The sequence below is a fragment of the uncultured Streptococcus sp. genome (assembly GCF_963516575.1).
In the GTDB taxonomy this organism is placed as follows: Bacteria; Bacillota; Bacilli; order Lactobacillales; family Streptococcaceae; genus Streptococcus.
This window is the reverse complement of record NZ_CAUQCP010000015.1, coordinates 1-26,703: the sequence shown is the minus strand read 5'-3', so window position 1 is coordinate 26,703 and position 26,703 is coordinate 1. Positions and strand designations below refer to the sequence as shown.

The 26,703-nt window shown below is 33.1% G+C and carries 25 protein-coding genes and 1 pseudogene; 2 read left to right on the top strand and 24 right to left on the bottom strand.

The features are described 5' to 3' along the window. Positions 1 to 96: 96 nt before the first annotated feature. From RWM06_RS03915 to RWM06_RS03850, 14 genes are all read right to left on the bottom strand, one after another. A complete protein-coding gene (locus RWM06_RS03915) occupies positions 97 to 1,926 on the bottom strand; it encodes an SAG1250 family conjugative relaxase (RefSeq protein WP_313970189.1) in 1,830 nt (609 codons plus the stop codon). Further along, positions 1,913 to 2,278, bottom strand: coding sequence for a MobC family plasmid mobilization relaxosome protein (locus RWM06_RS03910; RefSeq protein ID WP_313970188.1), 366 nt, complete (start codon positions 2,276 to 2,278; stop codon positions 1,913 to 1,915). Before RWM06_RS03910 ends, RWM06_RS03915 begins: the two co-directional genes overlap by 14 nt. A 1-nt stretch (position 2,279) precedes the next feature. Next, the gene (locus RWM06_RS03905) at positions 2,280 to 2,639 is read right to left on the bottom strand and encodes an SAG1252 family conjugative relaxosome accessory protein (RefSeq protein ID WP_048773372.1); all 360 of its coding nucleotides are present in this window, start codon (positions 2,637 to 2,639) and stop codon (positions 2,280 to 2,282) included. Between the two features lie 294 nt (positions 2,640 to 2,933). Next, on the bottom strand, positions 2,934 to 3,224 hold the full coding sequence (locus tag RWM06_RS03900; protein ID WP_001080187.1) for a DUF5960 family protein: 291 nt from the start codon (positions 3,222 to 3,224) through the stop codon (positions 2,934 to 2,936). After that, the gene (locus tag RWM06_RS03895) at positions 3,214 to 3,579 is read right to left on the bottom strand and encodes a hypothetical protein (RefSeq protein ID WP_049539642.1); all 366 of its coding nucleotides are present in this window, start codon (positions 3,577 to 3,579) and stop codon (positions 3,214 to 3,216) included. Before RWM06_RS03895 ends, RWM06_RS03900 begins: the two co-directional genes overlap by 11 nt. After that, complete coding sequence (locus RWM06_RS03890; protein ID WP_313970187.1) at positions 3,576 to 4,991, bottom strand: Y-family DNA polymerase; 1,416 nt, start codon at positions 4,989 to 4,991, stop codon at positions 3,576 to 3,578. The genes RWM06_RS03895 and RWM06_RS03890 overlap by 4 nt, the downstream gene beginning before the upstream one ends. 2 nt (positions 4,992 to 4,993) lie before the next feature. Continuing rightward, a complete protein-coding gene (locus tag RWM06_RS03885; protein ID WP_313970186.1) occupies positions 4,994 to 5,677 on the bottom strand; it encodes a LexA family transcriptional regulator in 684 nt (227 codons plus the stop codon). Positions 5,678 to 5,941: 264 nt separating this feature from the next. Further along, a complete protein-coding gene (gene pezT, locus RWM06_RS03880) occupies positions 5,942 to 6,700 on the bottom strand; it encodes a type II toxin-antitoxin system toxin PezT (protein WP_313970185.1) in 759 nt (252 codons plus the stop codon). Continuing rightward, positions 6,700 to 7,176, bottom strand: coding sequence for a type II toxin-antitoxin system antitoxin PezA (gene pezA / locus RWM06_RS03875; protein ID WP_000579610.1), 477 nt, complete (start codon positions 7,174 to 7,176; stop codon positions 6,700 to 6,702). Before pezA ends, pezT begins: the two co-directional genes overlap by 1 nt. Before the next feature lie 69 nt (positions 7,177 to 7,245). After that, complete coding sequence (locus tag RWM06_RS03870; protein WP_313970184.1) at positions 7,246 to 7,518, bottom strand: hypothetical protein; 273 nt, start codon at positions 7,516 to 7,518, stop codon at positions 7,246 to 7,248. Positions 7,519 to 7,555: 37 nt separating this feature from the next. Continuing rightward, complete coding sequence (locus RWM06_RS03865) at positions 7,556 to 7,939, bottom strand: DUF5945 family protein (RefSeq protein ID WP_313970183.1); 384 nt, start codon at positions 7,937 to 7,939, stop codon at positions 7,556 to 7,558. After that, a complete protein-coding gene (locus tag RWM06_RS03860) occupies positions 7,936 to 8,169 on the bottom strand; it encodes a DUF5965 family protein (protein ID WP_313970182.1) in 234 nt (77 codons plus the stop codon). Before RWM06_RS03860 ends, RWM06_RS03865 begins: the two co-directional genes overlap by 4 nt. Before the next feature lie 50 nt (positions 8,170 to 8,219). Beyond that, on the bottom strand, positions 8,220 to 9,305 hold the full coding sequence (locus tag RWM06_RS03855) for a toprim domain-containing protein (protein WP_313970181.1): 1,086 nt from the start codon (positions 9,303 to 9,305) through the stop codon (positions 8,220 to 8,222). A gap of 9 nt (positions 9,306 to 9,314) precedes the next feature. Next, positions 9,315 to 9,956: a peptidylprolyl isomerase gene (locus tag RWM06_RS03850; protein WP_173876169.1), complete on the bottom strand. Its 642-nt coding sequence runs from the start codon at positions 9,954 to 9,956 to the stop codon at positions 9,315 to 9,317. 159 nt (positions 9,957 to 10,115) lie between these two features. Between RWM06_RS03850 and RWM06_RS03845 the strand changes: the two genes are divergently transcribed. Beyond that, positions 10,116 to 10,313 carry a hypothetical protein gene (locus RWM06_RS03845; RefSeq protein WP_004249782.1) on the top strand — a complete coding sequence of 66 codons (198 nt, stop codon included), beginning with the start codon at positions 10,116 to 10,118 and terminating at the stop codon, positions 10,311 to 10,313. A gap of 13 nt (positions 10,314 to 10,326) precedes the next feature. On the opposite strand, the gene RWM06_RS03840 is transcribed toward RWM06_RS03845, so the two are convergent. From RWM06_RS03840 to RWM06_RS03795, 10 genes and pseudogenes are all read right to left on the bottom strand, one after another. Beyond that, positions 10,327 to 10,623, bottom strand: coding sequence for a DUF5966 family protein (locus RWM06_RS03840; RefSeq protein WP_048769523.1), 297 nt, complete (start codon positions 10,621 to 10,623; stop codon positions 10,327 to 10,329). A gap of 13 nt (positions 10,624 to 10,636) precedes the next feature. Next, positions 10,637 to 10,921 carry a DUF5962 family protein gene (locus RWM06_RS03835; protein ID WP_048769522.1) on the bottom strand — a complete coding sequence of 95 codons (285 nt, stop codon included), beginning with the start codon at positions 10,919 to 10,921 and terminating at the stop codon, positions 10,637 to 10,639. Positions 10,922 to 10,995: 74 nt separating this feature from the next. Beyond that, entirely contained in the window at positions 10,996 to 17,220 is a 6,225-nt protein-coding gene (locus RWM06_RS03830) for a DEAD/DEAH box helicase family protein (RefSeq protein ID WP_313970192.1), read from the bottom strand. A gap of 56 nt (positions 17,221 to 17,276) precedes the next feature. Then, entirely contained in the window at positions 17,277 to 17,687 is a 411-nt protein-coding gene (locus RWM06_RS03825; RefSeq protein ID WP_049510505.1) for a thrombospondin type 3 repeat-containing protein, read from the bottom strand. 245 nt (positions 17,688 to 17,932) lie between these two features. Continuing rightward, positions 17,933 to 18,202: pseudogene (locus RWM06_RS03820) on the bottom strand (CHAP domain-containing protein); the annotation flags it as partial. 247 nt (positions 18,203 to 18,449) lie between these two features. Further along, a complete protein-coding gene (locus RWM06_RS03815; protein ID WP_048773348.1) occupies positions 18,450 to 19,820 on the bottom strand; it encodes an ABC transporter ATP-binding protein in 1,371 nt (456 codons plus the stop codon). Next, the gene (locus RWM06_RS03810) at positions 19,814 to 20,503 is read right to left on the bottom strand and encodes an energy-coupling factor transporter transmembrane component T (RefSeq protein ID WP_162837406.1); all 690 of its coding nucleotides are present in this window, start codon (positions 20,501 to 20,503) and stop codon (positions 19,814 to 19,816) included. Before RWM06_RS03810 ends, RWM06_RS03815 begins: the two co-directional genes overlap by 7 nt. Then, positions 20,500 to 21,087: an MptD family putative ECF transporter S component gene (locus tag RWM06_RS03805; RefSeq protein ID WP_049510000.1), complete on the bottom strand. Its 588-nt coding sequence runs from the start codon at positions 21,085 to 21,087 to the stop codon at positions 20,500 to 20,502. Before RWM06_RS03805 ends, RWM06_RS03810 begins: the two co-directional genes overlap by 4 nt. A 21-nt stretch (positions 21,088 to 21,108) precedes the next feature. Beyond that, the gene (locus RWM06_RS03800) at positions 21,109 to 22,833 is read right to left on the bottom strand and encodes an ABC transporter ATP-binding protein (protein WP_313970180.1); all 1,725 of its coding nucleotides are present in this window, start codon (positions 22,831 to 22,833) and stop codon (positions 21,109 to 21,111) included. Positions 22,834 to 22,837: 4 nt separating this feature from the next. Then, positions 22,838 to 24,595 carry an ABC transporter ATP-binding protein gene (locus tag RWM06_RS03795; RefSeq protein WP_313970179.1) on the bottom strand — a complete coding sequence of 586 codons (1,758 nt, stop codon included), beginning with the start codon at positions 24,593 to 24,595 and terminating at the stop codon, positions 22,838 to 22,840. 226 nt (positions 24,596 to 24,821) lie between these two features. On the opposite strand from RWM06_RS03795, the gene RWM06_RS03790 reads away from it, so the two are divergent. Next, positions 24,822 to 25,784 (top strand): AraC family transcriptional regulator, encoded by a 963-nt coding sequence (locus RWM06_RS03790; RefSeq protein WP_313970178.1) that lies wholly within the window; start codon positions 24,822 to 24,824, stop codon positions 25,782 to 25,784. The last annotated feature ends 919 nt before the right edge of the window (positions 25,785 to 26,703 follow it).

Sequence of the window (26,703 nt, the reverse complement as noted above, 5' to 3'; positions counted from 1 at the left end):
CTCCTAAAACAAGTATAATATAGTTATTTTCTTATTTTTAAATATGTGACAAATTGGCACATGAAACTATTCTATATATACTTTTTAGGAAACTGTTTACTCTAAATGTATCTCATTTTCCTCAATAGATTTCATATTTTGTTTTTTCTTATATTTCTTTATTGTTTTATTAAACATTTCAAATAAATTTATTGCTTCTCTATGTTGTTCCTTCAGTTTTTCAATTCTTCCTTTATAGAAGTATAAATCCTTCTCTATTATATCTACTGAACTTTTACCTTGAATACTATTTTCTAAATTGCTAGAACTATTTGTCGTATCATTCAACAATACTTCTTCTAAATTAGTTAAATCATTAATTTTATTTTGAACTTGTTCAATCATATTCTCTAGATATGATATTTGGGCAATGAAATCATTTGTTATATCTCCAAAATCATTCGGACTATTTTCCTCAGATATAAGAAAATCTAATTGTTCTATTTTTTCTTTAATTTTGCTAAGAGGAATTCTTCTATACATATACTGCGGTTCATACTGAACATTAAATTGCCTAATCAAAGTTTTACCTTTTATAAAGCGATTTTTTTCTGCTGAATCTTTATGATATACATAGTAAGAACTAGTTTCTCTGAGAAATACTTTAACTTTTTCTTCTTCCATATTGATTTGAATATTTGGTACAAAAATAAGTCCTTCTTGTCGGATACCAAACTGTACCTTAATGTAAATTCCATCGTCTACTACTTCTTCTATTTGATTAAGATTCAACTCTACTTCAAACTCATGAACAGTATCCCTATTTCTCTTGAAATCTTGATAGGATTTCCATAACACCTCTTCTGTCGACAACTCTTTTTCTTTAATTAGCTTTTCTTTATTGTAAAGTTCAACTAAATTTTTATTATCTAAGACAAAAGTTTCATTTTTGTTATTAAAATAGTCTTGAAAATAACTAACACTGTACTGATTCGTTTTTCCCAATTCCTGTTCTGAAAGCTTAATCCCATTAAATTCAAATAGAACATGTTTTTCTTTCGGAATTATTTTTAAGTCAAAAAATTCTGCTTGTTGAATCAATTCATTCATATTCTTCATTTTCGGAAGTAGAAATTCTAAGATGTTTATAATTTCCCTTTGAACAAACTTTTGCTTAAAATAAGTTTCATTATAAGGTTGTTTTCTATTCAATTTATCATCACGTATGACTTGTTTCATATTTGAATCAGTCATAAAAAAAGTAACATGCTTGTGTCTAAAATCAATTTTTAAATGTAAAGCTTTTGCTTTTTTCCTGAAATCTTCAAAATTTTTCGAGTTCTCTATTAGAAAATATACTCGTTGTTTTATTTCATATTTGTAATTGGTTTTTCGATAAACTTCATACTGACGATGCGAATAACGATTTTCTATAATCTTTGCACCTGCAATTTTTGAGAGACGATCTGAAACCATTCGTAGATTACGTTCTGACTTATAATTCCATAGAAACTTTTTATCAGAATTCTGATCAATTGAATTTAGAATGATGTGATTGTGGATATGACCTTTATCGACATGTGTTGCTACGATAAAACGAAATCTACCTCCTGTCAACTCTTTAACTGTCTCATAACCAATCCGATTGATTTGTTCGGGAGTAAGATGGTCATCTGGAGAAAAAGACTGAATGATATGATGAGAATGAATTTTTCGTTGATTTACTTCTTGCCTATCATGACGAAATTCATAAAGACCATCATTACTTAAAAAATTATCATTGTACATCTTCACTAGTTCTTTATAACTAGGAAAATCTAAATAATTTCTCATACCAAAATCTGAAACTAGTGCTAGATTTTTTGTTTTACTTGGATTCAAAATATATTTGATTAGTTTACTACGATAATTTTTTCCATGAATCGCAAAGTGTTTAGTGATGACCATAAAATTTCCTCAATTTTTCAGATTGAATAAGAAAATCTTTCTCCACTTCTACTATTAACTCTTCTATACCTTTTCTCAATTCATTTAACTCAACTTCCGTTATTAAATTCGAATAATTTATGCTTCTGGCTATTTGATTAATATTATTTCCGATTCGTTTTAATTCAAAAATCAAATCTTGATAACCAGTTGTATCAATGGTGATGAAATTCATGCCAGGGTCAAGTAGGGTTCGTCGAGCATATTCTGAAAAGGATAAGCAGTTACTTTTTGAGATATTTTCATTTAATTTGACTAATTCGAGATCAGATAAAAAGACTTTTTTTAAATTTGTTCTATATCGGTGTTCCACTCTACCACCTCATGTATTTGTTACTAAAATCTTCACTAAGAGGACTTGTTTTTTCTACCTCTTTAATTAATTCTTGAATACAAGTTAACAGAATAGAAACATGTTCTTGAGTAACCTGATGATTTATTTTAGCAATTATTAATATTTCATGAACATCACGGCTAATTTGTTCCAACTTTTGATTTTTCCAAATGTTGAACCATTTTTCCATCTGTTTTTGTCCATCAGACAATAGTAAGCTTTTACGGAGAAAATCAGAAAAATTATCCTCTCCTTTCTCTCTCATTAAATCTAATATTTGTTTTTCTTCCGTTTCTGTTAAGCGAAATTGTTTCCGAATACTACGTATATCTCTTTTCATATGACTTTTCCTCCCTCATTGATACCTGTACTGACAATGTAAGCTTACAGACACTGTCAGTACATTTTTCAAAATAGATTCAACATTTTTGTAAGGCTTTGCGAGCTCAGATATTGTGTCCACAATATCCCAAAAATCATATCGCCTGCCATTTCAAACCTCACGGTTTAAAAAACAAACGATATGAAAATGTGGTGGCACGCCCCCAAACCCCCAAGATAAATCTAAATTAAAAAAAGTATAACAAATACTTTTTGATAAAATTATCACAGAAAAAAGAGCCCTATCGGACTCTTACAAATTAAAACAATGTCTCTGATATTCATACTGCCTAATCCCACTACTATCTTTGTTCATCTTGATAGAAAAAACAAAGTAATGATCACGATTGTCTAAAGATTTGCTTTTGTTTAATTTAAAATAATGTTTCTGAGACATAGCCATGGTGCGTAAAATATCATCAGTGATAAATGTTAATGGTATATCTAAAGCAGAATACTTGTAAAAATCTGACTCAAACCTTAAATAAGAATCAGAAAAATAATCTAGCTGTAATTTATCATCATATAATTCTTTACGATTCATATAAATCTACCCCTTCTATCTGTATATCGAGTATATCTTCCCATCTTAATCGAAGAAAACCAGAGTCTGATTTAATGGATATAGACTCTCTCCCAATCTCTTTAACAATACCCGATACTACTTTTCTTCTATTTGAGAGCTTACAAACAAAAGTTGCTGGGAATACATTCGTATAAAGTTGACGAACAAATAGAACTTTCTCTTCCATTGATAGGGAAATGGAGATGTCTTCTCTATTTTTTTCTTCCCAAAGAGAACTGGAATGTTCTGACAAAAAGAATCCCATCCACTTAGCCATCCCACGGTCTTGATACTCTCTTGCAGACAAAAAAGGTAAATAAGAACGATTCATCATTTTAGTCCATCTAATCCTCCAGCTGAATGACCACCAATGAGTTTACTTCTTGCGATTGTTCTAGAAGCTTGATCCAGGGCATTCCCTTTCAATAGTGAAGTAAAACCAAATTCTGTTCGAATAGCATCAATTGCGGACTGGAGCCTTTCTTCTTTTTCTATTTTCTCAACATCATCAAATAATGAAATCAATCCAAATGATTCATCTACTAAACCTGAATAGCTCACTGCAACACTTCTGATAGCTCCTGAAGTATATTTAGTGTGAAATAACTTTAAAACATAGTTTGTAAGTAGTGCTGTTTGATTGGTTGGTTCAATCTTCATTTGAGTATGAATAGATCGTTTCTGTTCCACTTTAGAATACCCTAAGTGTATAGAAACTACAGTTGCTTTCTTACCAGCTCTTCTCAATCTAACTGCAACTTGTTCTGCCATCTCACGAAGTATGATTTCAATATCTCTTTGTTTGACATAATCTCTAGGTAAAACTTGAGAGTTCCCTATTCCTTTTGACTTTGGCTTATAAGGTTTATGAACATTACTTTCATCAATCCCATTAGCATGAAACCATAACTCTAAGCCCATGATACCAAGCTCTTTTTTAATCAAGTCAGGATTAGCCTTAGCTAATTCTTTAATCGAAAAGATACCTAAACTATATAATCTCTTCTCCATCCGATTCCCAATTCCCCAGAAATCTGTCATTTTAGGGATAGACCATACTTTCTTTTCAACATCTTCATAGGACCAATTGGCTCTCATTGTCGGAGTCTTTTTAGCTTCATTATCTAGTGCTAACTTTGCTAATAAGGGATTGGCATTAGACATACCAACCGTTGAATAGATTCCTGTTTTTCTCCAAATCTTTTTTTGAATAGCAGCTGAGATGATGTCTAACTTATCTTTTCGACTAATACTTTTATCAGGCACAAAATAATTTAATGAACTTGTTAAATCAATAAAACCTTCATCAATTGAGTAGGGATAAATATCGTCTGGTGCTGCAAAATCTTGAAAGATTTTTTGAATCTCCATATTGACTGCAATATAAGTATCCATTCTCGGAGGAACAATCACTGTTGATTTTGCCCACTCTTCTATATAACGGACATAGTCTATCGTTGTTGGTAACCCTTGCTTTCTAGCATTATAGTAAGAGAACTTTCTAGTCTTTACATCAAATGGTAAATCATAGGAACGTCCAACATTTGATTTCCCAAATACCTTCTTAAACATAGGAGAGGAGGCAAGAATTAAACCCGCAGAATTATCTGCAAGACTCATAACACAAAGCGAAGTCTTAAGTGGGTGTAATCCTCTATCTACACACTCTACACTTGCGTAAAAAGATTTCATATCAATAAAGGCAATATCACTTTTATGTTCGAGACTATAATCAAACCAAGTCATACTCAGTCCTCTAAAGGCATAAAGTTTCCAACAATTTTCCCTATGATACGAGGATTCTCATCATAAGGCGCAAACTTATCTGAATAGTTTCGATTGAGTGAAACTAAACGAAGTCCATTTTCTTCACGATAGACTTTCTTGATATAGGTTTGACCATCCCAATCGATGGCATAGATAGCTCCATCATAATCAAATCCTGTTTGCTTAATAAGGGCTACAGAACCATTTTCATATGTCGGTTCCATCGAATTACCAAACACCCATGATGCAAAGTCATAATCAAATTGACGATTAAAGTAAACTGTATCGTAATTACCATCATCAAAGTAAGCTGTTCCCGTACCAGCTGATAATTTTTCGTAGACCTTATAGGCAAAGCGTTCAGGAATGTCTACAACTTTAGAGTTTTGTTTGTTCAACAATTCTGTAGCATAATGAAGTGTTGCTTCTTGATTCCTTTCCGTTAGTCTGAGATAGGTTTCAACTATTTCATACTCTGATTCAAAATATCGAAGATCTACATTCAAAATCTCACTCAATTTGCTTAAATTGTTTTGATTAGGCTTTGTTTTACCTGATTCCCAATTAAAGTATGAGGCTCTACTAATTCCCAAACTGGATGCAAGTTGAGATTGAGATAATCCTTGACTTTCTCTTTTTCTTTTTAATTTAGTAGGTGAAAACATTTGTTCTCCTTTTGTAAGTTTATTAACTAACAAAAAGGATACCATAGCTTGTTGAAAAAATCAAGAGTTTAATAACCCTCAAGATTTAAAATAATCATAAACTGCGCTAAGTTCATACTTATATTGTTAGGAAATCATCACTGAAGAATGCTAAAACTTTTGAAAAAATATGAAGAAGAAAATAAAGAATATAAAAAAGGATCGTTATTTTTTAATTAACGATCCAATAGACTTTATTTTAAAAATCTAACTCTACAAACCATTTCAATTAGTTAAATCTTTCAATCTTTCTTCTCCAGATTTAAGCATCTCTTTCTCCACTTGATTCCATTCTCCAAATAGTAAATCATGAAGAACGGTTGCTGCTGAAGTTGTATTTTCTTTTGAATCATATACACAACTTCTATCTCGTTGGTAAATTTGAATTCTTTCAAAGATAGCTAGTTCTTCCAATTGTCGTGTATTATCAACTAGATGATTTACAATGAAATCATGATGTTCTTTTGGTGTTGCACGTGCTTGATTTGGATTGATAGCGTATAGTTCTTCGTATCGGATAAGGGTGCTCAGATAGGACAGCTTAGGCTTTGTCGCAATCAAGGCTAATTGTACTTCATATCCCTTATTTTTCAAGAGTTGTGCTGTTTTCTTTGGAACATCAATCGTTCGTAAAGTTCCCTCTATCAAAAGATTGTATCCCAAATGACTCAATTCTGTTACTAAAGACTCTACCATTTTACCTGCAAAATCTTTGGTGTATTCTACACTATCTTTGCCATATTCTTGCTGCAGTTCTAAATAGTGTGGATGCTGAGAACGAAAACTATCGCCATCTATGATAACAATATTTCCTTGAAATTCTTTCTGTTTAATACGATGAATTGTAGTCTTGCCAGCACCACTTTGCCCTCCAAGCAAAATCGCTATAGGTTGCTTACTGGACTTTCTTCCTCTTGTCAGAGAACGAAGATTCCGTGCTAGAGCATGTTTGAATTCACTATCAGTATAATCTTGGATTTCCATTAAGCTACCATCCGTTTTTCAGATATCTCTAACATGCGCTCAATTCCATCCAAATAGCCGCTATATCTCTCTATTTCATCAAAAGTTTCAACTAAATAGATATTCGTATGAATCAAGTCAGATAGATCATCACTCATTAAAATCCAAGGATTAGATTCATCATCAATGCTAATTCCCTGACTATCTTGATAACGATAGAGTCGAGATAATAGATTAGCACCTCTTTCTTTCACTATTTCAATTTTTAAAGTCAATTCATAATCTTCAACAGGATTAAGCATTTTGTCTTCTCCTACAATATCGACATAAGATACATTAAACTTTTGACAAATGATGTCTATTAGCTCCGTAGAGACTGAACTAGTTCCATTTTCATAACGACTCAAGCTATTTCGAGAAATTCCTATAATTTGGGCAAATTCGGGTTGTGTTAAGTCGTGTGTTTTACGTAAGGATTTTATGTTCTTTCCAATCATGGCAAACTCCTTTCATTTGATAATACCATTATAACATTTAGAAAAATTTAACGCACCAATTTTGGTGCGTTATTGACTATTTTTCCTAAATCTCTCTAAATTCTTCTCCAATTGTTCCTTATGAAGTTGATTTTTAGCTTCCTTTAATGTGTCGTCCAATGTTTCTTCCCTATAAATTGATTCTGTTTTTACTTGTTCTGATTCTTGATCTGGAGTGAAAATGATATCTAACAGTCTGTCAATTTTTTCAAGATTTTGGACGGGCATATCAGATAGTCTATGAATTAGCTTCTTAAATACATCACTATTGTCTTGTTTTTTCTTAAAAAATGTTGTAAACATCTATAACCTCTCAAAAAAAGCAGCCTTTTAAGACTGCTTAGTGTAATTCCGAAATCGCATCATAAATGGACTGCAATTTCTTATTATCTTTATTCTTTGTGTCAATCAACGTATGTAGCTCTTCAATTTTCTTTTGACTGCTTTGAATATCGCTATTGTTATCCGCAATAAGTCTTTTAAGATGTTGCTGATAACTTGTAGTGATATCTGTCTCTTTTCCTGTTCTAACCTCTGTAACTTTGGGTTTAGAACTAGAATTCGATTCCGTCACAGGTGCTTGTTTTCGCTTTTGAAAAGCTGCTTCATAGTTTACATCATTACCTCCTTGATGATTTCCAAATAAGGCCGCAATTTTATCTGAATCCACTTGATTTTCTGATTTACTTTCTAATGGTTGATTAAAATTCCAATCTTTTGTCATTCACTCATTTCATCCTTTCTAAATTCAGAATCATCGAATTGTCTTTCTCTACCGAAGGCATGGTCAAGAGCTTCTTCAAAACTCATCTGACTGATGCTTTGACGCCTTTTGAACGTCGCAAACATCGCTGTCTCCAGTTGCTCTTTGTAAGCAGCGAGTTTTTCTGTCTCTCTTGCTACCTTGTTTTCTTGCCTAGTGACCTTTTCTTCTAGGCGTTCAATAATGGTCATATACGATCCTCCTTCATTTTAATATTAGCTAAAACATCTTGATTTTGTTATCACAATTCTAAACATTGAGAGATTTGTCTTACTGGTTGATTCCCCAATGTCTCTTTTACAGTTTCAAGCATACATTGTAAATCTGATTTCTTTTCTCTAAGAATATCGTTCCAGTCTATCTTTACTTTCCCAGATTCATTATCAGGTAAATCTAGGAAAACAGGAAATCCTGATTGAGATAACTTATCAGAAAAATCTTTTCCTGCATCATCACAATCTACCGCAAGTGTCAATAAATCTGGATGATTATCAAAATAGCTGGTTGTATCACGAATTGTATTGATTAAAGGCAATAACTTTGAAGGTATTACTGTATCTAAAAATTCCAACTTCTGATTTTCTTCAGCTATCAGTCGTAAAGTTTGATAAGCGACAACAGACCTTTTTAATCCCTCCATAGATACCAAACGAACATCTGATAGACTTTGTTGATGCAGTTCGTAATAGCTCATCAAGTCGATGAACGATTCACAAAAGACCAGTCTATTTGGTTTACCAATGTCAAAGGATATTCCAATATGTCCATGGCTTCCTTTTAGAATCGTTTTTAACCTCTTTCTAGAAAGAGCGGGATTCTTATAAATCCCTTGTAAGCTTGCTGCCTGCAGTTTGTGACGATGATCAAAGCTTTTAAAAACAATAACAGGTTCAACAGTTTCATTTGTTTTCCAACTGGCTTGTGCCATCAAACCTTGTTGAATCATCTTTTGTATGATTTCTTCTGAAATTCCTCTACATTCTGTTAAGTAATATCTGGCCAGACCACAGTTAGAATCTTCTATTCTCTTTAAAGGATAATAAAATGGTCTCTCTCTTTTTTCTTGAACAGCTTCTTTTTGAAAAGGTTCTTCAGAAAGAAAAGCTAGAGTTTCTTTAAAGGAAATTCCCTTAACAAGTCGAACAAAATCAATGACATCACCTTGAATATCTCTTGAAAACCATTTAAAAGTATTGGTAGTTGAAAAAATCCGGAATGAATCGTGTTCAGGATGTTCATAGACACTGCTAGAAACTTGTTTAAAGGAGATACCTAATCGATTGGCTACATCAAGAATTGAGATTTGCTTACATTCTTCTATTTCCATGCAATATCATCATTTTGTCGTAGTATTTGGCAGTGATGGTATTGATGATGATTCTTCTAAAGTTTTAGGAGTTGCCTTATCTAAATCATCTAACCCAGATTTCCAAACCTGCACTTGATTGACCAATAACTTACCAGGTAGTTTAGAATAGGACAATTTAACCGTTCTTGTTTCTGTCTGATTGGTCTTTGATTGGTTGGCATTCTTTAAATCGGATACATATGTTACATTATAAGAGACCATGGCAATGGCTTGATTCGTAGTCTGATTGACAAAGATATCAGCTTTTTCAAAATGATAATCCAAAATATAGTCCTTATACACTTGGTTCATGGCATCGTTTTGACTTGTCAATTCTTGAGAATATGCCGATTCAGTCATATAAGGTTGAATACGTGTATTATTTTCTCCGAGCTTTTCTTTCGTATAATACTGTGTCAAAAATTCTTTTACAGTATCCGATGACAAAATACTTGCCTTATCTTCTGCTTGTTTGTCTTCTACAAGTTTAGCTGCAGCCAATTCAATCTCTTTACGACTTTGTTTAGCAGTAGAATGTTGACCAGCAGTATATCCCATCATGAGAATAAAGCTAGTTGCGGCTACTGCTCCAACACTAATTAAGGCTTTAGTTTTGACTTTATTTAACATCTTAGACCTTCTTTCTATAAAAACTAGGTCAAGAATAACAAAAAGAACTTGTAAGTTTTATCACATCACAACGCAGGGTAATTCCTATATTTCAGGCGCAAAATCGTACAGTTCAGAGAAAAATATCAAAACTAGCTGTCTTCAGTTTATAATATAAATATGAACAAATTAAAAGAAGAAAATTTGAGAAGAGCTCTTTCTCATATTGAACGACATAAACAAGCCATAAATACAAGTAATAATAGTGAGGATAATGATTTTCATAAATTATTGCTCCAATTTAGCTATGAAGTATATGAAAGAATCAAGGCAAATAAAAAACCTTATCCGAATTTAGATTCAGATAAAGTCTTTTAACCGGATAACAAGTTTACATATTTTCCTTATTTTTGGACTTTATGAAATGCCAACTGAATCCTAGAAACAACATTAGATTGATGAAAAGGTACACAGCCGTAAAACTAGTTAAACCATGTTGTCTGAAATCATCAAAGTATAAAGTAGGTTCAGTAAAGAACAGATAAATTCCATAGCCCTCCACGAAAATAAGAAAACTGACAAAACCAATCAGGAAAAGTCCACTGGCAATAAGAAAGAGTCTCCATAAAAGAATGAGAATTCCTCCTACTGCTAAAAAAATTACTGGGATAAGGAGTAAATCATTCATGACTTTCTCCTTTCTAGTCAATCAATTGACGATAATGGGTGGCAAGAGAGGAATCAAACTCTTCTAATTTTTGAACCAAGTCCAAATAATCCTCTTTTTCATGTTCTTCAAACTCCACATCTCGTTGATTCTGAAGTGCGATTTCCAATTGGCTAGTGAGTTCTCGTATAGAAAAACTGTAATCCCCCGTCACTTCCTCATAATGTTCCTTTAACTCCTTGTAGGCTTGGTATTCTTCAGGCGTTTGAAATCCCTGTACCAAGGCCTCTTCTAACTGATAGTAGGTATCTTCCATCATAATCGTTACCTCGTTTCTTTCTATCTTTATTCTACCGCGCTTTTCTTTTTTTGTCCGCTATTTATATATATTTTTTAATCTAATTCAAAAGAAAGTTGTTCTTGCTTTTCTTTTCCTTTTTCGTGGAATTGCCTTAAGGCTTGATCAATAATATCTAAATCCGTTTCTGTTTCAATCAATGGCGCGAGTACATCGTATTCGGCCTTTTTAATTTGATAATCCTCTTCCTTTGGAAAATTTTTCTCAATTTCTACCTTAGCAGTAGTCCATTTATCCTTTAATTCATCCAATAAGCTCTGAGTTTTCACTTGGTCCTCCTTAATGTGATCAATCGTATGCTGAAGCCTTTGAATTGTCCCCAAAGGAGAATACAAATCTAAACTGACAGAATACTGATTTTCTCCTACAATCTTAACAGAGAAGGTTTCAGGAAGAGGTTGATTTGTTGGAAGACTAAGCATTTTAATGTCAAATCCTCGATAACTAGCTAGGGTTCGAAATTCTTTGCTGTCAGCTTGATTATGACGGATAAGACGGTGTAGGGATTCCCCTGCTTCAGCTCGTTGCTCAAAAGCTTGTTTGCCTACTGTCATAGAAAATGCCTGGTCTTTCGACATTTCAGACTGTTGAATGTCGCCTTCATACTTGCTTAATCGTTTCTCAAGAATGGGGATATTTTCTTCACAGTAAGAGACTGTATGACGATAGTGATCCTTGCTACGTTGAAAGGCGCGTCTTTGATTTTCTAATAGAGTTAGATCATTCTCTAGTTCCATCTTATATTTTAGATAAGGATTACCTGTTGCTAGTGCCTTAAAATCAGAAGCTGTCATGGTCTGCTCATCAATGTCTTCTGCAGCACGAATCGGCTCCTTAGAAGTCATAATTTGCTTAATATAACGGAGTTTGTTCTCCTGAGTTGCCCATAGATAATTATCAAACGAACCTTTGGTAATATAGTGGTAAATATCCACTTCCTTGTTTTCATTTCCCTGTCGGATAATCCGTCCATTGCGTTGCGCAATATCACTTGGTCTCCACGGTACATCCAGATGATGAACTGCTTTCATCTTGCTCTGAACATTTAAACCTGTTCCTCCTTTTTCAGTTGAGGCAAGTAAGATTCGAACTTCTCCTGCATTGACCTTTCGAGACAAACTATTCTTCTTTTCATCACTATTGGCATCATGTACAAAGGCAATTTCCTTACTAGGGATTCCTCTATCAACTAATAAAGCCTTAATCTCAGAATAAACATCAAAGCCATTGTCCTTTTTCTTAGGTGTTCCAATATCTGAAAAAATCATCTGAGTAGCCTTATTTTCCATTCCCTCACGATAAATTCTCTCAACATTATCCACTACCTGAAGCAGTTTATGATTGTCTGCTAGACTATAGCTAGAGTCCAATAAACGCATATCAATAGCTAGTTTCCGTGCCTCACCTGTTATCTTTAACATGTTATCCTGGCTCGGATCAACTGTTCCACATTTGACAGCATCTGACCTCATAACTAATTCTTCTAAATAGAGTTTCTGGTTTTCAGTTAACTCACTCTCAATAGGGATAATATGAGCTTCTGGAACAGGTAAATCCAACATATCTTGTGTTTGAATGTCGGCTGTTTCTTTATATATTTTCATCAACTCAGGTAGATTGACAAACTTTTTAAATCGTTTCTTAGGTTGGTACTTATCCCCTGTAGGAGCTAATTCCATAGAGTTTTGAATTTCTCCAAAAGCACCTACCCAAGAGTCAAAATAATCAACTTGATAGCGTTTTAAGATATCTGGTTGAATATAGTTCATCATAGTATATAACTCACTAATAGAATTGGAAACAGGTGTTCCTGTCGCAAAGACAATATTTTTAAAATCATGTTCTTCCTGAATCTGTCGAACCTTCATTTCCATATCCACGTTCTTCTTAGAGGTTGTATTGGTAATCCCTGCTACATTTCCAAGTCCAGTAATGGGACGAATATTTTTAAAGTGATGTGCTTCATCCACAAAGAGAAAATCAATTCCTAAGTTCTCAAAATCAATAAAACTATCACGATTGAAACGTTGGAGTTCTTCCAATTGTTTCTCTAGACCACTTATTGATTGTTCCGCTTCTTTGACAGTATACTTGTTTTCAGAATGTGTTTTAATCTCTCGTAGTTCATTGAGTTTATCCTCGATATAATTCATCTGTCTTTCCTTACTGACAGGGATTTTTTCAAATTGAGAATCCCCAATGACAATGGCATCGTAATCTCCTGTAATAATACGTGACACAAATTGTTTTCTTCTCGCCTTCACAAAATCTTTCTTAGTGGTCACAAAGACTTTTTTAGTAGGGAAAAATTTCATGATTTCTTGGCCAAATTGAGCAGACAAACTAGAGGGCACCACATACAAGGGCTTATGAACCATCCCCAACTCCTTTAATTTAAAGCCAGCACCAAGCATAGTCAAAGTCTTTCCTGAACCTACCTCATGAGCTAATAAGGCTCTTTTTTCTTCTACGATTCTTTGAATGGCATTCTCTTGGTGAGGACGAAGACTGATGTTTTGTGCCAAGCCATCAATGACTAGATGGCTACCGTCATACTCTCGACTAACCGTTCGATTATAAAGACGATTATAGCTTTCTTCAATGACTTGTTGGACTTCTGGATACCGTGAGACAAATTCTTGAAAGAGCTCTTGTAAATGCTGCTCTTTCGCTCTTAGAACCGAAGTTTTTTCCAAATCTGTGATGGCCTTTTTCTTTTCTCCTTCCGTAACAGTCATGGTAATCGTCGGTTGGTTTGAATTTAGTAAATTCTCAAAAATCTTTCTTCCTGTATCATAACGTGAGCCACTGACTCCAAGACTACTATCTTTGGCACTTGGATAGCGATAAGCAAATGATGTCCGTAAATGAATCTGCCCATCAACAGGATTCACTTCAATGACCTGTGCAACCTCTGACGAAGACAATTCAAATTCACGATTGGTAAAACATTCAAAGGCAAATTTACCATAAACGGATTGAGGGATCCAACGTGAGCCTATTTTAAACTCAATATCTGCCAGATGAATCCGTGGAGGGCGAACAGATTCTAACAAATCTAAAGCATGGGACCAGTCATATTCTTGGTTGTTTTCCTCTACTAATAGTTGAACTACTTCTATCTTATTGAGAATGTCTCCTGATAAAAACTGATTCTTAGAAAGGTATTTTCTTTCCCCTCTTAAATAGCTTTCTGGATCCATTAAAATCTGGTCTCCTAACTCATCTAAAATAGCAGCTTGGCTATGTTCGGGATAAATTGATACCATATAGTCTAAATCAACCCCTCTACCATCCGATAAACTGGAGTTTAAGGCATCTAAAGCTGTTGATACTCTTGTAATCACTTTCTCCGGCCTAACCAATGCTTTCTCAAAGGCTAAAGATTTTTTATATTTTACTTTCTGGTCTTTAGAATCGATGTATTCATCTTCTAAACTTGCTAGTAAAGAATACTTATCGTCACTATCAAATAAGTTCCGATTGACTGAGGCATTCAAGTATCCAAATTGACTTACAAAACGGTCATAGTTACGATTGAGTTTACTAAGTAATACCTGAAAATCTGTTCTACTATAATCTTGATGGCGTTGAATTTCAATTAAGGATTGATAGGTCTCTCTTAAATCAACCATTCCCTTAATGCGACTAATGTCCTTATCCGATAAGGGACTTTCATAAAAGACCGTTTTTTTGAACAAGCCCTTATATTTCCCTCTTTTACTCGCTTCTTCTGACTTGTATACATCTAGTGCTTCCTCATCTGTCAAATGAAGTTGCACGAATCGATCTATTTTATGTACAGACAAAGAACTGTCCCAGGCTCTAAAATCTCCCTTCTCGTCTACATAATAACTAATTTCGTCCACTTTTGAACTTTTCCGAATGCCATGCGTATCTCGGTAATAAATTTGATTTCCCTCATATCCAAAAGAATAGAGCGCTAAGTTCTCACGAATACGACTTGGGATAGAATGATCCACTTTTTCTTGGATAAAAACAGGTTCTTTCAAAGAATTGTCAATTGGTTTAGGTGCCTCCACATTCTCTAATGCTTCCATAATGTCAGTAGTGAATGTTTCTGATTCCCCCTTAACATTGAGGGTTCCTCCATTAAAATTACGAACCTCATATTCACCCAAAACTTGTGTATTGTATTTCCCATCAAAATAAGGATTGATCCAGACACGCTTATCCTCCTCAAAGGGAATAGAACCACTAAAAACAAGTTCCTCTTCATTAAGATTCTTTGCTTGATCCTTTTGAAAGAAGAGGAGATCTGTAGTCACTCGAGTACCTGCAATCTTTTTAAAAGCCGTATCCGGCAACCGAACTCCCCCTAAAAAATGAGTGTTGGATTTAATCTCTTGTAAGACATTATCTGTCCGTTTATCCATTGTGCCAATAGAAGAGATAATCGAAACTTGTCCTCCATCTCTTACTAAATCAAGTGAGTGTTTGACAAAGTAATCATGAATCATATAAGGTTTATCATAGTTTTTATCTGCAATGCGAAAATTTCCAAATGGAACATTCGTTAAGACTAAATCAAAACTATTATTTTGATAGGGAACTTCTTCAAATCCTCGCACTTCAATATGGGTATTGGGGTGGAGTTGTTTTGCGATTGCGCCTGTCACGCTGTCTAATTCAACTCCATAGAGTTCTGACCTCTCTCGTATACTTCTAGGCATCGCCGCAAAGAAGTTCCCAGTCCCCATAGAAGGATCTAAAATCCTTCCTCCTTCAAAACCATCAGCCAGTAATTTTTGCCAAATCTGGCGAATAATCATTGGGTCTGTATAATAGGCTGTGAGAGAACTTTGTTTCATGGTCGAGTATTCTGATTTGCTTACTAAGCTCTTGAGAGTTAAACGTTCTGTTTCATACTTTGGATTGAGTTCATCAAAAAATTCATTGGCAAGGCCACCCCATCCGACATACTTGGCTAGTAGTTCTTGTTCTTCTGGATTTGCTTGTCGTCTCTCTTTTTCTAATCTTTTAACAAGATCAATTGCGGCGATATTCGTTTCAATTTTTTCTCGATTTGTCTTAGGATAAAAGTCCTCTAAATCATCTGGAAAAACAAAATCTTGAACGGGGACATCCGTCTCTTCTATACCTGAAATTAAAGGTTTTGTTTCCTTATCCTTTTCCTTTTCATTATCCTCTTCCAGATAGGAAAACAAATCTATTTCCTGGCTTTCACTTGGTGATTCAATCTCAATCTCTGAATCTTCTTTTTCAAGTTCTACCAGAGACAATACTTGTTCAATCTCTTCCAAACTGTTCAAGTATAAGATAGGATTCTCTTCAAATAACTGGTCGGAATCATTGAATAGCTCTAGGCGAACTAAGTCATTTAACTGTGCATTTTCAATCGAAACCAATTGAAATACTTGTCCTTTATAACTGACTTGTGAACCGATTGGATATTCAAGCAAAGCTTCTTCTACAATTTTATCTACTTTAGATAGGGAATGAACTTCCACATTTTCTTCTACCTGGCCAATATTATCTAAAGGTAAGACTGCTTCCTCTACTTGCTTAGACTTTTCTCTTTTAGCCTTTACATCATCAAAATGAGTAATAATCTTCAGCTTTTGTGTCAGTGGGAGTTGTGTGTAGTTTTCTTCATGATGGACAAGATCCGTAACGGTATTTAAAGTAGCCATCAATTCTGAACCCAAATAGGCTAGAACATCTCCCTCTTTTTCTTCAAAATGAATCTCAAGAACCTCTTTTTCTAGTTCTTTGGAATCAACCATTAGAAGAAACTCCTCTATATCTCTACTAATGCGGTCAGATAGATTATTCGCAACCCGATAGACATTGACTAAATTGACATCCTGTTTCTGATGACATACAAGCTCACTTAATGGTGTTAGCTTCTCTTTTTCAGATTTGATGTAAAATCGAGTGGAAAGGTTATAGGTTGCGACTTCTAGCACCAAGTTTTTTTCAAAATTACTTAATTGAGATAATTTACTTAGACCCGCTTGCCCAAAATTTCTTGTGTAACTTTCTAAATCTTGGTCATTATTTTCAGAACTGGCCTCTAGGAAAGAAACAATATCTTGATGAAAAGAATAGACTTGAGGTATCTCTTCTATCTTGCCCTCTTCAGTCAAAAAACTCTCTACCAAGTCCTGCCATTTCTCATCAAAATGTTGCGCTTGATAACGAAGGAATAAGTCCATTTTCTCTCTATCTTTGGGAATTGTTCCACGAAACATAGCCAATAATTGCATTACTTCCATTACTTCCATACTCGCTCCTTTCATCTATACGAAAATAGGAGAATCACATGATTCCCCTACAACTCTATCTCCATTTCAACCTCTTGAGGACTGGTTTCTAAATCACTAGACAAAAGAGAAACGGCATCTGTTCTCATGTAGTAAGTATATAAGTCTTCTAGGTCTTGTTGGTTTTCAATCCCTGTTTCAATACTAATCAGAGCCTGTATAAATTCCTTGTAGTGACTCTCCATCATATCTGAAATCTTTTGTTTCATTTCCATAAATACTGATGACGGTTCCGTTAGACTTGTTTGGTCTATGTCTTGTAAATCCTTTTCTAAGGGATTGGTTCCTTCTTCTATTTCCAATAAATCTGAACGACCATCACCATCAGAATCTGCGCTAAGAGGATTGGTTCCTAGCGCCAATTCTTGAGCATCAGTTAATCCATCTTGATCCGAATCACGTTGATAAATGGCTTCCATATACTTCCTTCTTTCCTAGTTAATCTTTTTTCACTCAAATCCTATCAAATATTCCTTGAAAGAAGTATCACAACAAAAAAAGAGAACGAGCCAAAACTGCGTTCTCCTTAAAATGTAAAACATTACTATTAAAGTAAAAAAGACGACTTACAGAACCTGTAAGCCACCTAGTCAGTCGGTTTATTCTGGTGTCTACCACCGCTTGGCCCTTGAGATTTCAAAAACTCATAAATATGTTTTGCTCATTCAAACTCATCCCCACCAAACTGACTAATTGCTGGTAAAATAGTAGTCTGAAGTTGAATGACTTTTGGGAAATAAAATTGAGGATTGACATACACCAATTTTTCTTTCTTGTTCTTATACTTTTGATAAGAAACTTTCAAACCTGTATTATCTGGTGTTTCACCGATAACATCACCCGTTAGAACTCTTGTCCCCTCAATCGCACGGCCATTATGAATGGAATATAAGGTTAAGCGACTCCCATTCTCTCCTTTTCCGTTAGTGATAATAAAAAAGGAGGACTTCTACACTTTGGCGTAAAAAGTCCTCTTTTAGAAATGTATTCTTTTTCTATTATATTATTTAATAACGCATAAAAATTTTCCTAAACAAAATATCTTACTTTCACACGATAAAAGAAATTCACATACACTTATATTTTCTATTATCATGTCATGATATTTCATATTTTTATCTCCTTACATCTTTAAATCTCCTTTATTTTGATTTTTCAAATATGAGTATCACTATGGATATTTACAAATATATAACATTGTCAGCTATCGAATTTAAAAATTCTTGGTCATGTGAAACAATGAATATTATTTTCTTATCGCTTTTACATTCGTTGATCAGATGGGATATGTTCATCATATTGCAATAATCCATTCCACTAGTAGGCTCATCAAAAAACATAAGTTTAGATTTTTTACATAGTACAGATGCAATTGCTACCCTTTGCTTTTGTCCACCTGACAAGCTCATTGGATGACGATCTTTTGATTCATATAAATCAAGTTTTTTCAGAATATTTTCAACATAACTACTTTCAATATTTTTTATTCCAAGACCTACTTCACTTGCAATAGAATCGGTAAAAAGCTGATGATTAACATCCTGCATTACAAGGGATGATATTTTTAGCCTATCTGATTTTGAAAGTCTTTTGCCGTCCAAATAGATTTCATCCTTCGATTTTCTTTCTAAGCCTATAAGGCATCTGAGCAAAGTGGATTTACCAAGTCCGTTTGTTCCTACTATGCCGTAAATTTTTCCCATTTCAAAAGAGAGGTCTTTTAAATGCAATTTTTTATCTATGCCATTAAACTTAAATTCAATGTTTTTTACTTCTAAATTTCCCTTATTTTCATTTTCGGGTACTGTAAGTTTTACTCTATTCTTATTTCTTAAACCTAACTTCTTTAGCTTTTCAGACGGTATTTTCATAAAATCTATTTGAGTATATTCCTTTTGTATTTCCCCATCTTTAATCAAAAAAACTCTATCTACAATATCCATTAGATAAAATATTCTATGTTCTGAGATTATAAGAGTTTTCCCCTTATCTTTAAGTTTTATAAGCATTTCTTTTATGATTAAAATGTTTTCTTCATCAAGATTTGATGAAGGCTCATCTAAAACAATGATTTCCGTTCCAGATATATAACTTGCAGCAATACATAAAATCTGCTTTTCTCCACCCGAAAGCTTAAAAATATCTCTATTTAAAAGATGTTCTATCGGAAACAAATCCAACATATCATTTAGTCTTTCATCCATTTGTTTTTTTGAAAGTCCTATATTCTCCAAATAGAGAAGTAATTCAAGAGTAGTATTTATATTGAAAAAGTGTGTCTTTGGATTTTGAAATACATTTGATACTAAGAGCGATATTTCGTATAATTCGAGGTTTTTAATATCTTTATTATCAATCCTGATGGTACCACCCATAGAAGCTCCATCATATCGTACAGCTAACCCATTGATAGAATTTATAATTGAAGATTTTCCGCTACCACTTTTCCCAGTAAATAATACACATTCGCCTTTTTTTACATCTAAAGAAATGTTTTTTAAAACTTTAGGAGAATTTCCATAAGATAGAGATAAATTTTCAATTTCTACCATAAAGCTCCTCCTATAACCATAATCAGTATTGAAAGCACATAAACAAAATCAACTGTTTTCGTTTTGACGGATATGTACCTAGTTTTTTTAACAGGATTTTCAATACATTTTGTTTCTGCTGCCTTTGCAATATCATCAGAAATATTAGAAGACATAACAAGTAAAGGCACAATTACATACTCGATGTATGAAATTGGATTTTTAAATGTAATACCCCTTATTTTCATAGCAAGTTTTATATTGTGACTTTCTTCCCTAAATGAAGGAAAAAACCTAAACATTACAGCAATTGGTATAGAAACAGTACGAGGTAAATTCATTTTATCCATTGAGGATATTACACTTCCTACATCCGATGTTTTTAAAAAAAAACTTCCCGCACTAAATGGAAGATAAAACATCTTACATACAGCAAATAGCATAAAAAACATCATTAAAATCGCATTCATATTTCTAATTACATCAAGATTAGGTATCAAAGAAAGAACCCCAAAAAATGATATGTTTTTTAAGGCTTCTTTCTTAAATCCATTCATTAAAAAAAGAAATGAAATAAGAAGCACAATTCCCCATTCAAAATAGGTATTTACTTTATAAAATACAGCAAATCCAAGTGAAAAACTTACTAAAATTTTACTAATTGGATTGGGATTATATGGATTGTCTAAAGAAACGAGCATTATACAATACCAGCTTTTTCGAAATGCTTTTTCAAAAAGACTTTACCGATATATGCGCCGAGTATCCCGCCGACAACAGCACCGATATATACTAATACCATACTTCGATAATTCAAAAGTGCTATGAGCTTCATTATATAATCGTGACCCATACCGCCTGTTTCCGCCAGTTTAATAACCTTGTCTTTAGCCAACAAAACTTGCATAAGGAAACCACAAATCCAAGTGTTGAATACGGCAAATGAGAGCATATTAAATTTAAATGATTTATATTCTCCTTTTTTTCTTAAAAGTTCCGCAATTGCCATACTGATTACAGCATGTATCAATATTACATATGTATTTCCCATTGCAATTGCTAAAAGACTACAAATCAACCCAAGTATAAATAATCCCCATGATTTTTGAACTTTTGCCATAAAGAGCATTATAACTATTCCTGTTATAATGCCTGCCAGTGTAGGGTATGCCAAGTATAAAATCGGTACAATACCAATCATTCCCGAAGCAAACATAAGTACAAAATATATTACTGTAAATACACCTATCGTAACTAAATCTTTAATTCTTAATTTTTCCATTTTTATATTTTCCTTCTAAATAAGTTTTCACTGAATATTTGATTTTCTAAGCATTGCTTTATAAAATTCCGAGCTTTTACAAAGTTCTTCATCTGTCCCTATCGCTTCTATTTTTCCGGCATTTAATAAAACGATTTTGTTTGCATTTCTTATTGTTCTTAATCTATGAGCAATAACAATTGCCGTTTTTTCTTTTATAAGTTCGGATAAAGCCTCTTGAATTAGACTTTCATTTTCAACATCCAGAGATGCTGTAGCCTCATCAAGCAATATGATTGGTGCGTCTTTTAGTATTGCCCTTGCTATTGAGATTCTTTGTCTTTCTCCGCCTGAAAGTCTTTGTCCGTTTTCACCTATTACTGTATCTATTCCATCCGGCATTTTGTCTATAAATTCATAACATCTTGCTATTTTAGCCGCTCTTATAATCTCTTCATCTGTAGCATCTTTTTTACCGATTTTTATATTATCTTTTATGCTTGAATTAAAAAGAGTAACATCTTGGAAAACGATAGAGAAATTTTTAAGGAGTGTTTCCGGATCAATTTTACCGATGTCCTCTCCCCCTATCAAAATCTTTCCTTTATCTATATCCCAAAATCTTGCAGCAAGCTTGGTGAGAGTTGTTTTTCCGCTTCCGCTTGAACCGATTAGCGCAGTGATTTCACCCTGCTTTGCAGTAAAGCTCACACAATTTATTACAGAATAATCATCATATCCGAAATAAACATCCTTGAACTCAATATCGTAATTTTTAATGTCAATATCTTTTTTGCCTTTTTGAACAGGCATGGTCTTTATTTCCTTTATTCTCCCTACAACCGCATCAAGCATAACTATCATTGACATAAAGGTGATTATTCCTTCTATAGGAAGATAAATACTTGCTGTAAGCATTAAAAATGCGATATAAACCAGCGCACTTACCTCCCCTGCCATAAGCATGTTGACGCCGATAACGGCAACACTTATAATTCCAAGCTTTAAAATTGCGGCAGCTATTCCTGTAAGTGTTCCGGCTACAACTTCACCTTTCGTCTTCTGTTTTGTGGATGCATTTAATTTTTTAAAAAAATCATTTAACATCCTATCTTCTAAGTTGTAAGATTTTATTTGCTCTATCTGCTCTATATTTTCCTGTAGATTATCAAAAACCTTACGATTATCATCTATCCAGCCTTGTACTATTTTTTTCTGACTTTTCTTTGATAAAAATATAATCAAAATAGAAATGGGAATTACCCAAAGGGCTGCAAGTGCAAGTTTCCAATTATAGAAGATAAGCATTAAAGCAATAATACTTGTGGATATAGCCGTTGAATATATATGAGGTACAGCATGAGAAAAAATTGTTTCATATAAGTTCATGTCATTCATCATGGTTTCCGCAAGGTCTGCCAAATCTCTTTTACCAAAATAAGAAAGAGGTAATTTCTTTAACTTTTCCGCTAACTCAATTCTTGAATTTGCACTCTCGTTGTACACATTGGTGTAAAGTCTTACATAATCCCACCTCGCTATTAAGAACATCACAATCATCATTACTACAATTAGTGCAATATAATGAACAGAAGTAAAATTGTAACTCTCAATACTTTTTAAAATGCCTATATACTGAAACAGAAACATAAAACCGATCATTGGTGCGAACAATTTAGTTAAATTAACAAGCGTGTGTGAAAATATGGCTTTTTTTAAGTTAAGAGCGCCTTTTTCTGACATCGCATATTTTTTCATAAAATAAGAAACCATATGTTTAACCTCCTATCTTCCAATTTACGGATTTTTGATATTCTTCCCAAAGTTTTTTGTAATGCCCACTCATACCGATTAAATCTGAATGCTTGCCTTCTTCTACAATTTTCCCCTTATCAATAACAAGAATTTTATCCGCATCTACTACTGTAGATAATCTATGAGCAATCATCAATGTTGTCTTGTTTTTTGATAGCTTCTTAAAAGACTCTTGAATCAAATGTTCATTTTCAGGATCTGCAAAGGCTGTAGCTTCATCTAAAATGATAATATCTGCATCTTTCAAAAAAGCTCTCGCTATAGAAATCCTTTGAGCCTCTCCTCCTGAAAAATATGTGCCTTTAGTTCCGTAAACAGTATCAAGTCCTTTATCTAAATTTTTAATAATATCTTTAGACCCTGAATTGATTAAGGCATTGTCAATTTCTTCATTAGTTGCATCAGGCTTTCCGATTAAAAGATTATCTCTTAAACTCATTTTAAATAGTTTAGAGTTTTGAAAAACAAAAGCAATTTTTCTCATTAAAGCCTCTTTTTCAAAATCTTTTATATTAATTCCTCCAATATAAATTTCACCTGTTTTAATATCGTAAAATCGTGCAGCAAGCCTTGCTATAGTAGTTTTACCACTGCCTGATGATCCGACTAAAGCAACTCGTTCTCCTTTATTCACCTTAAATGAAATATCGTCTAATACATTTTCATCTTCATAAGAAAAGCTTACATTTTTAAACTCTATCCCAACATCAGAACTTGTTTTATTTCCATAAACAAAATCATCAAACTCAAGTATATTTTCAATTTTATCTAAAGCAAGTTCTGCAAAATAACTGTATTGTGTAATCGTCGCAGTTCTCATAATAAAAGTAGCAAATGCCGGTCCTATTAGGAAGTAAATAACAGAATCTGCAACTACATTAGATAAGTTTCCATTAAATTTTATTAAGAGTAATGCCACAGGTACCAAGAAAAATGCCGTCGATGTAGAAACGGTTTCAAACCACGACATTTTATTCGTATAACTCATAGTAAGCTTAAGTACATTGTCTTTTGTTTTTATGATTAACGAATATAACTTATCAAAGCTCTCAACACTTTGTGCAAATGTTTTAACAACAGGAATTCCTCGAACATATTCCACAGTCTGAGAAGATAAATCGGAAAGTCCTGCATAATACTCATCCTTCATTTTTTTTGTTTCGGTTGTCATCATAGATGACATCAATGTCATACCGATAATCATCGGTATCATACTGGCAAGTCCTAACTTCCAGTTAAACACGAAGAAAAATACAAGCAGGACGATTGGCGATATAATGGTCATCGCCATATCAGGAAGTTGATGCGCTATAAAAGAATGGGTTTCAGACGCTCCGGACACAATTACATTTCTTATCCTTCCGCTTTCTTTGTCATCGAAATACCCAAGCGGTTTGTTTATTAGTTTTGTTACGGAAGTCTTAATAATGTTATCTTCCACTTCAAATGCAAAAATATGGGATAAAATTAAACCTATTAGGTATATAAAAAGCCCCAGAACGGCAAAGACTGCTGCATAAATTGAATTTTCCTTTACATAATCAAAATTCACCATCCCATTTAAAATTAAGTTATTTACAATTCTATGAATATATACCATAGGCATCAAAACCATGACACCTGATACAGCAGACATAACCATAGCAATATAGAGTAAAAAACTTTTTTCACCACCGTAAGCCATTAGTCTTTTCAGTATTGATTTCTTCTTATCCTTCACTGAACAACTCCTCCTTTTTTTAAAATTAGCAAACCCTATAAATAGCCTTTTTAGACTGATTTTAGAGGCTTGTTTTCAAACTCTTTTGCAATACGCATAGTTTTTCTTGTTTTTATTTATCATTTATTTTATAATAAATGAGGATTTCAATCAATTAGATATGGCTAAATAAGTCTATTCGGGATAATGTCTATTCGGGATAAAATATAAAGCACGGAGGTATAATATGAGTGATTTTTATAACTTTGTTAAAAACTTTTTTTCTACAGATGAATCTATCGATAATACAAAATACTCCACTGTAGGACATGAATTCCGTTTTAGCACGGATAATGCAGAAGGCATATATTGGTTTTACGAGGGCGATAATTTCACTATTGATATTTATGATGTTTTCATAAAAAAAGAAATTATCCATACAAGTTTTTCTGGTTTGAATAATTTCTATTCCCTTTATTTATCTTATTTAGTTACAGCAAACGGTGAATGTTTTAATCCTTATCAAAATCTTTCTTCAAATTCACTTTATACTATAAATACAAAAAAATCTAAAGACTTTAGGTTTATACTTCACAAAAACTCTCCTTATTTAGGAATCGGTATAAATTTCAATCAGTCCATGATAGAGCAATGCCTGTCCTCTTATAAGAATAAAGTCTGTAACTATGAAGATTTATTTTTTAATACCAGCATTATAATAAACAAGCCTTTAGAAAGAATCGCAAAAGATATCCTTAATTGCAAGATGGCATCTCCTGCTGCTGAAATCTTTTTTGAGTCAAAGGCAAAGGAATGGTTAAGTATTACAATAGACTCTTTTTTAAATAAGTACAGCAATCCACTATCTATTGCCGATGATGAGGCTTTGAAAAATGTCGCCAATTATATAGACGATCATTATGCAACATCTATCTCACAGGATACTTTAGAAAAAATATCCACTATGAGCGGCACAAAACTAAAAAAGTTATTTAAGCAAAAATATCAATGCACAATTACAGAATATACTCAAAGACGGAGAATGAATATGGCGGAATTACTCCTACTGAACTCTACCCTTAAAATTCAAGATATAGCAGAGGCTGTAGGATATTCCTCTCACAGTAAATTTAGTACATGCTTCAAAAAATATAAGGGATTTTATCCCAAAGACATAAAAAAATATGCGAAAAATAATCTTTCTGATTAAATACATAAGGATTTAACTTTGGGGACGGTTGAGTTAGACCTTATTGGATAATGTTAAAGTCATAATTGGTAAACCTAAATAAATTATACGTTTAGGTCTTGTTATTATCTTGTAAAATCAGTAAAGTAGCTAATTCTACTATTTTTAGGGAGTTAGTCACAAAGAAAATCAAACAGTTAGACTGACTGTTTGAGTATGAAAAAAGCAGATAAAAAATCCCTTGAGTAAATAACTTAGGGGATTTTAAAGGTTGGGATAGGGTATTGAAAAGCTCGTACAAAGTATAATAAAAATCCCCACCAAATTTTGAAAATCTATTGAAATGTATTGAAGTTTATTAGCAGAATACATAAGTGGAAAGCTTGATTTTAATACATTTAGAAGATTAATGAAAAAGAAATATCACACTTTCATTCTTATTAAAATCCTTATAACTGTATTTTGAATGATTTTCCCCAATCAAGCATCCCTCTCTCTTATAAAATATATACATTCAGTTGTATGAAATGTAATATTGTTCTTATCAGACTTGAAACTTTTACTAATCCAACTATTTATCTTACACATTTATTTTAAACCTACAGTATCCTATTTTCTTAATATTCTACAGTGTAACACTGCATTTATATTATAACGCTAATATGTTCAGAAAAGAAATACTTTGTAAGTCAATGTCTGTTATAACGGAAATTGTTAGAGATGTCTATCATAACAGAAATTGAGATAATGTCCATAACTTCCCTGAAGATAAATTATGTAATCACAAACTATTTCATATCCAATCTAGTGTAGGTTGTTTAGAGCATATCATCAACAAAAAAAGAACGAGCCAAAACTGCGTTCTCCTTATAATGATAAAATATGTTTTATGCCACAAAAGATATGTAAACTAATCTTTTAAATAATAAAAAAGTTCCGA

What these genes read in the sequence shown, in the direction of transcription:
- RWM06_RS03860 (WP_313970182.1), bottom strand. Translation starts at nt 8,169, where the DNA reads ATGACCATTATTGAACGCCTAGAAGAAAAGGTCACTAGGCAAGAAAAC.
- RWM06_RS03835 (WP_048769522.1), bottom strand. Translation starts at nt 10,921, where the DNA reads ATGATGGAAGATACCTACTATCAGTTAGAAGAGGCCTTGGTACAGGGA.
- RWM06_RS03790 (WP_313970178.1), top strand. Translation starts at nt 24,822, where the DNA reads ATGAGTGATTTTTATAACTTTGTTAAAAACTTTTTTTCTACAGATGAA.
- pezA (WP_000579610.1), bottom strand. Translation starts at nt 7,176, where the DNA reads ATGATTGGAAAGAACATAAAATCCTTACGTAAAACACACGACTTAACA.
- RWM06_RS03850 (WP_173876169.1), bottom strand. Translation starts at nt 9,956, where the DNA reads ATGTTAAATAAAGTCAAAACTAAAGCCTTAATTAGTGTTGGAGCAGTA.
- RWM06_RS03885 (WP_313970186.1), bottom strand. Translation starts at nt 5,677, where the DNA reads ATGTTTTCACCTACTAAATTAAAAAGAAAAAGAGAAAGTCAAGGATTA.
- RWM06_RS03855 (WP_313970181.1), bottom strand. Translation starts at nt 9,305, where the DNA reads ATGGAAATAGAAGAATGTAAGCAAATCTCAATTCTTGATGTAGCCAAT.
- RWM06_RS03830 (WP_313970192.1), bottom strand. Translation starts at nt 17,220, where the DNA reads ATGGAAGTAATGCAATTATTGGCTATGTTTCGTGGAACAATTCCCAAA.
- RWM06_RS03840 (WP_048769523.1), bottom strand. Translation starts at nt 10,623, where the DNA reads ATGAATGATTTACTCCTTATCCCAGTAATTTTTTTAGCAGTAGGAGGA.
- RWM06_RS03800 (WP_313970180.1), bottom strand. Translation starts at nt 22,833, where the DNA reads ATGGTTTCTTATTTTATGAAAAAATATGCGATGTCAGAAAAAGGCGCT.
- RWM06_RS03870 (WP_313970184.1), bottom strand. Translation starts at nt 7,518, where the DNA reads ATGTTTACAACATTTTTTAAGAAAAAACAAGACAATAGTGATGTATTT.
- pezT (WP_313970185.1), bottom strand. Translation starts at nt 6,700, where the DNA reads ATGGAAATCCAAGATTATACTGATAGTGAATTCAAACATGCTCTAGCA.
- RWM06_RS03915 (WP_313970189.1), bottom strand. Translation starts at nt 1,926, where the DNA reads ATGGTCATCACTAAACACTTTGCGATTCATGGAAAAAATTATCGTAGT.
- RWM06_RS03815 (WP_048773348.1), bottom strand. Translation starts at nt 19,820, where the DNA reads ATGGTAGAAATTGAAAATTTATCTCTATCTTATGGAAATTCTCCTAAA.
- RWM06_RS03895 (WP_049539642.1), bottom strand. Translation starts at nt 3,579, where the DNA reads ATGATGAATCGTTCTTATTTACCTTTTTTGTCTGCAAGAGAGTATCAA.
- RWM06_RS03865 (WP_313970183.1), bottom strand. Translation starts at nt 7,939, where the DNA reads ATGACAAAAGATTGGAATTTTAATCAACCATTAGAAAGTAAATCAGAA.
- RWM06_RS03905 (WP_048773372.1), bottom strand. Translation starts at nt 2,639, where the DNA reads ATGAAAAGAGATATACGTAGTATTCGGAAACAATTTCGCTTAACAGAA.
- RWM06_RS03890 (WP_313970187.1), bottom strand. Translation starts at nt 4,991, where the DNA reads ATGACTTGGTTTGATTATAGTCTCGAACATAAAAGTGATATTGCCTTT.
- RWM06_RS03845 (WP_004249782.1), top strand. Translation starts at nt 10,116, where the DNA reads ATGAACAAATTAAAAGAAGAAAATTTGAGAAGAGCTCTTTCTCATATT.
- RWM06_RS03825 (WP_049510505.1), bottom strand. Translation starts at nt 17,687, where the DNA reads ATGGAAGCCATTTATCAACGTGATTCGGATCAAGATGGATTAACTGAT.
- RWM06_RS03900 (WP_001080187.1), bottom strand. Translation starts at nt 3,224, where the DNA reads ATGAATCGTAAAGAATTATATGATGATAAATTACAGCTAGATTATTTT.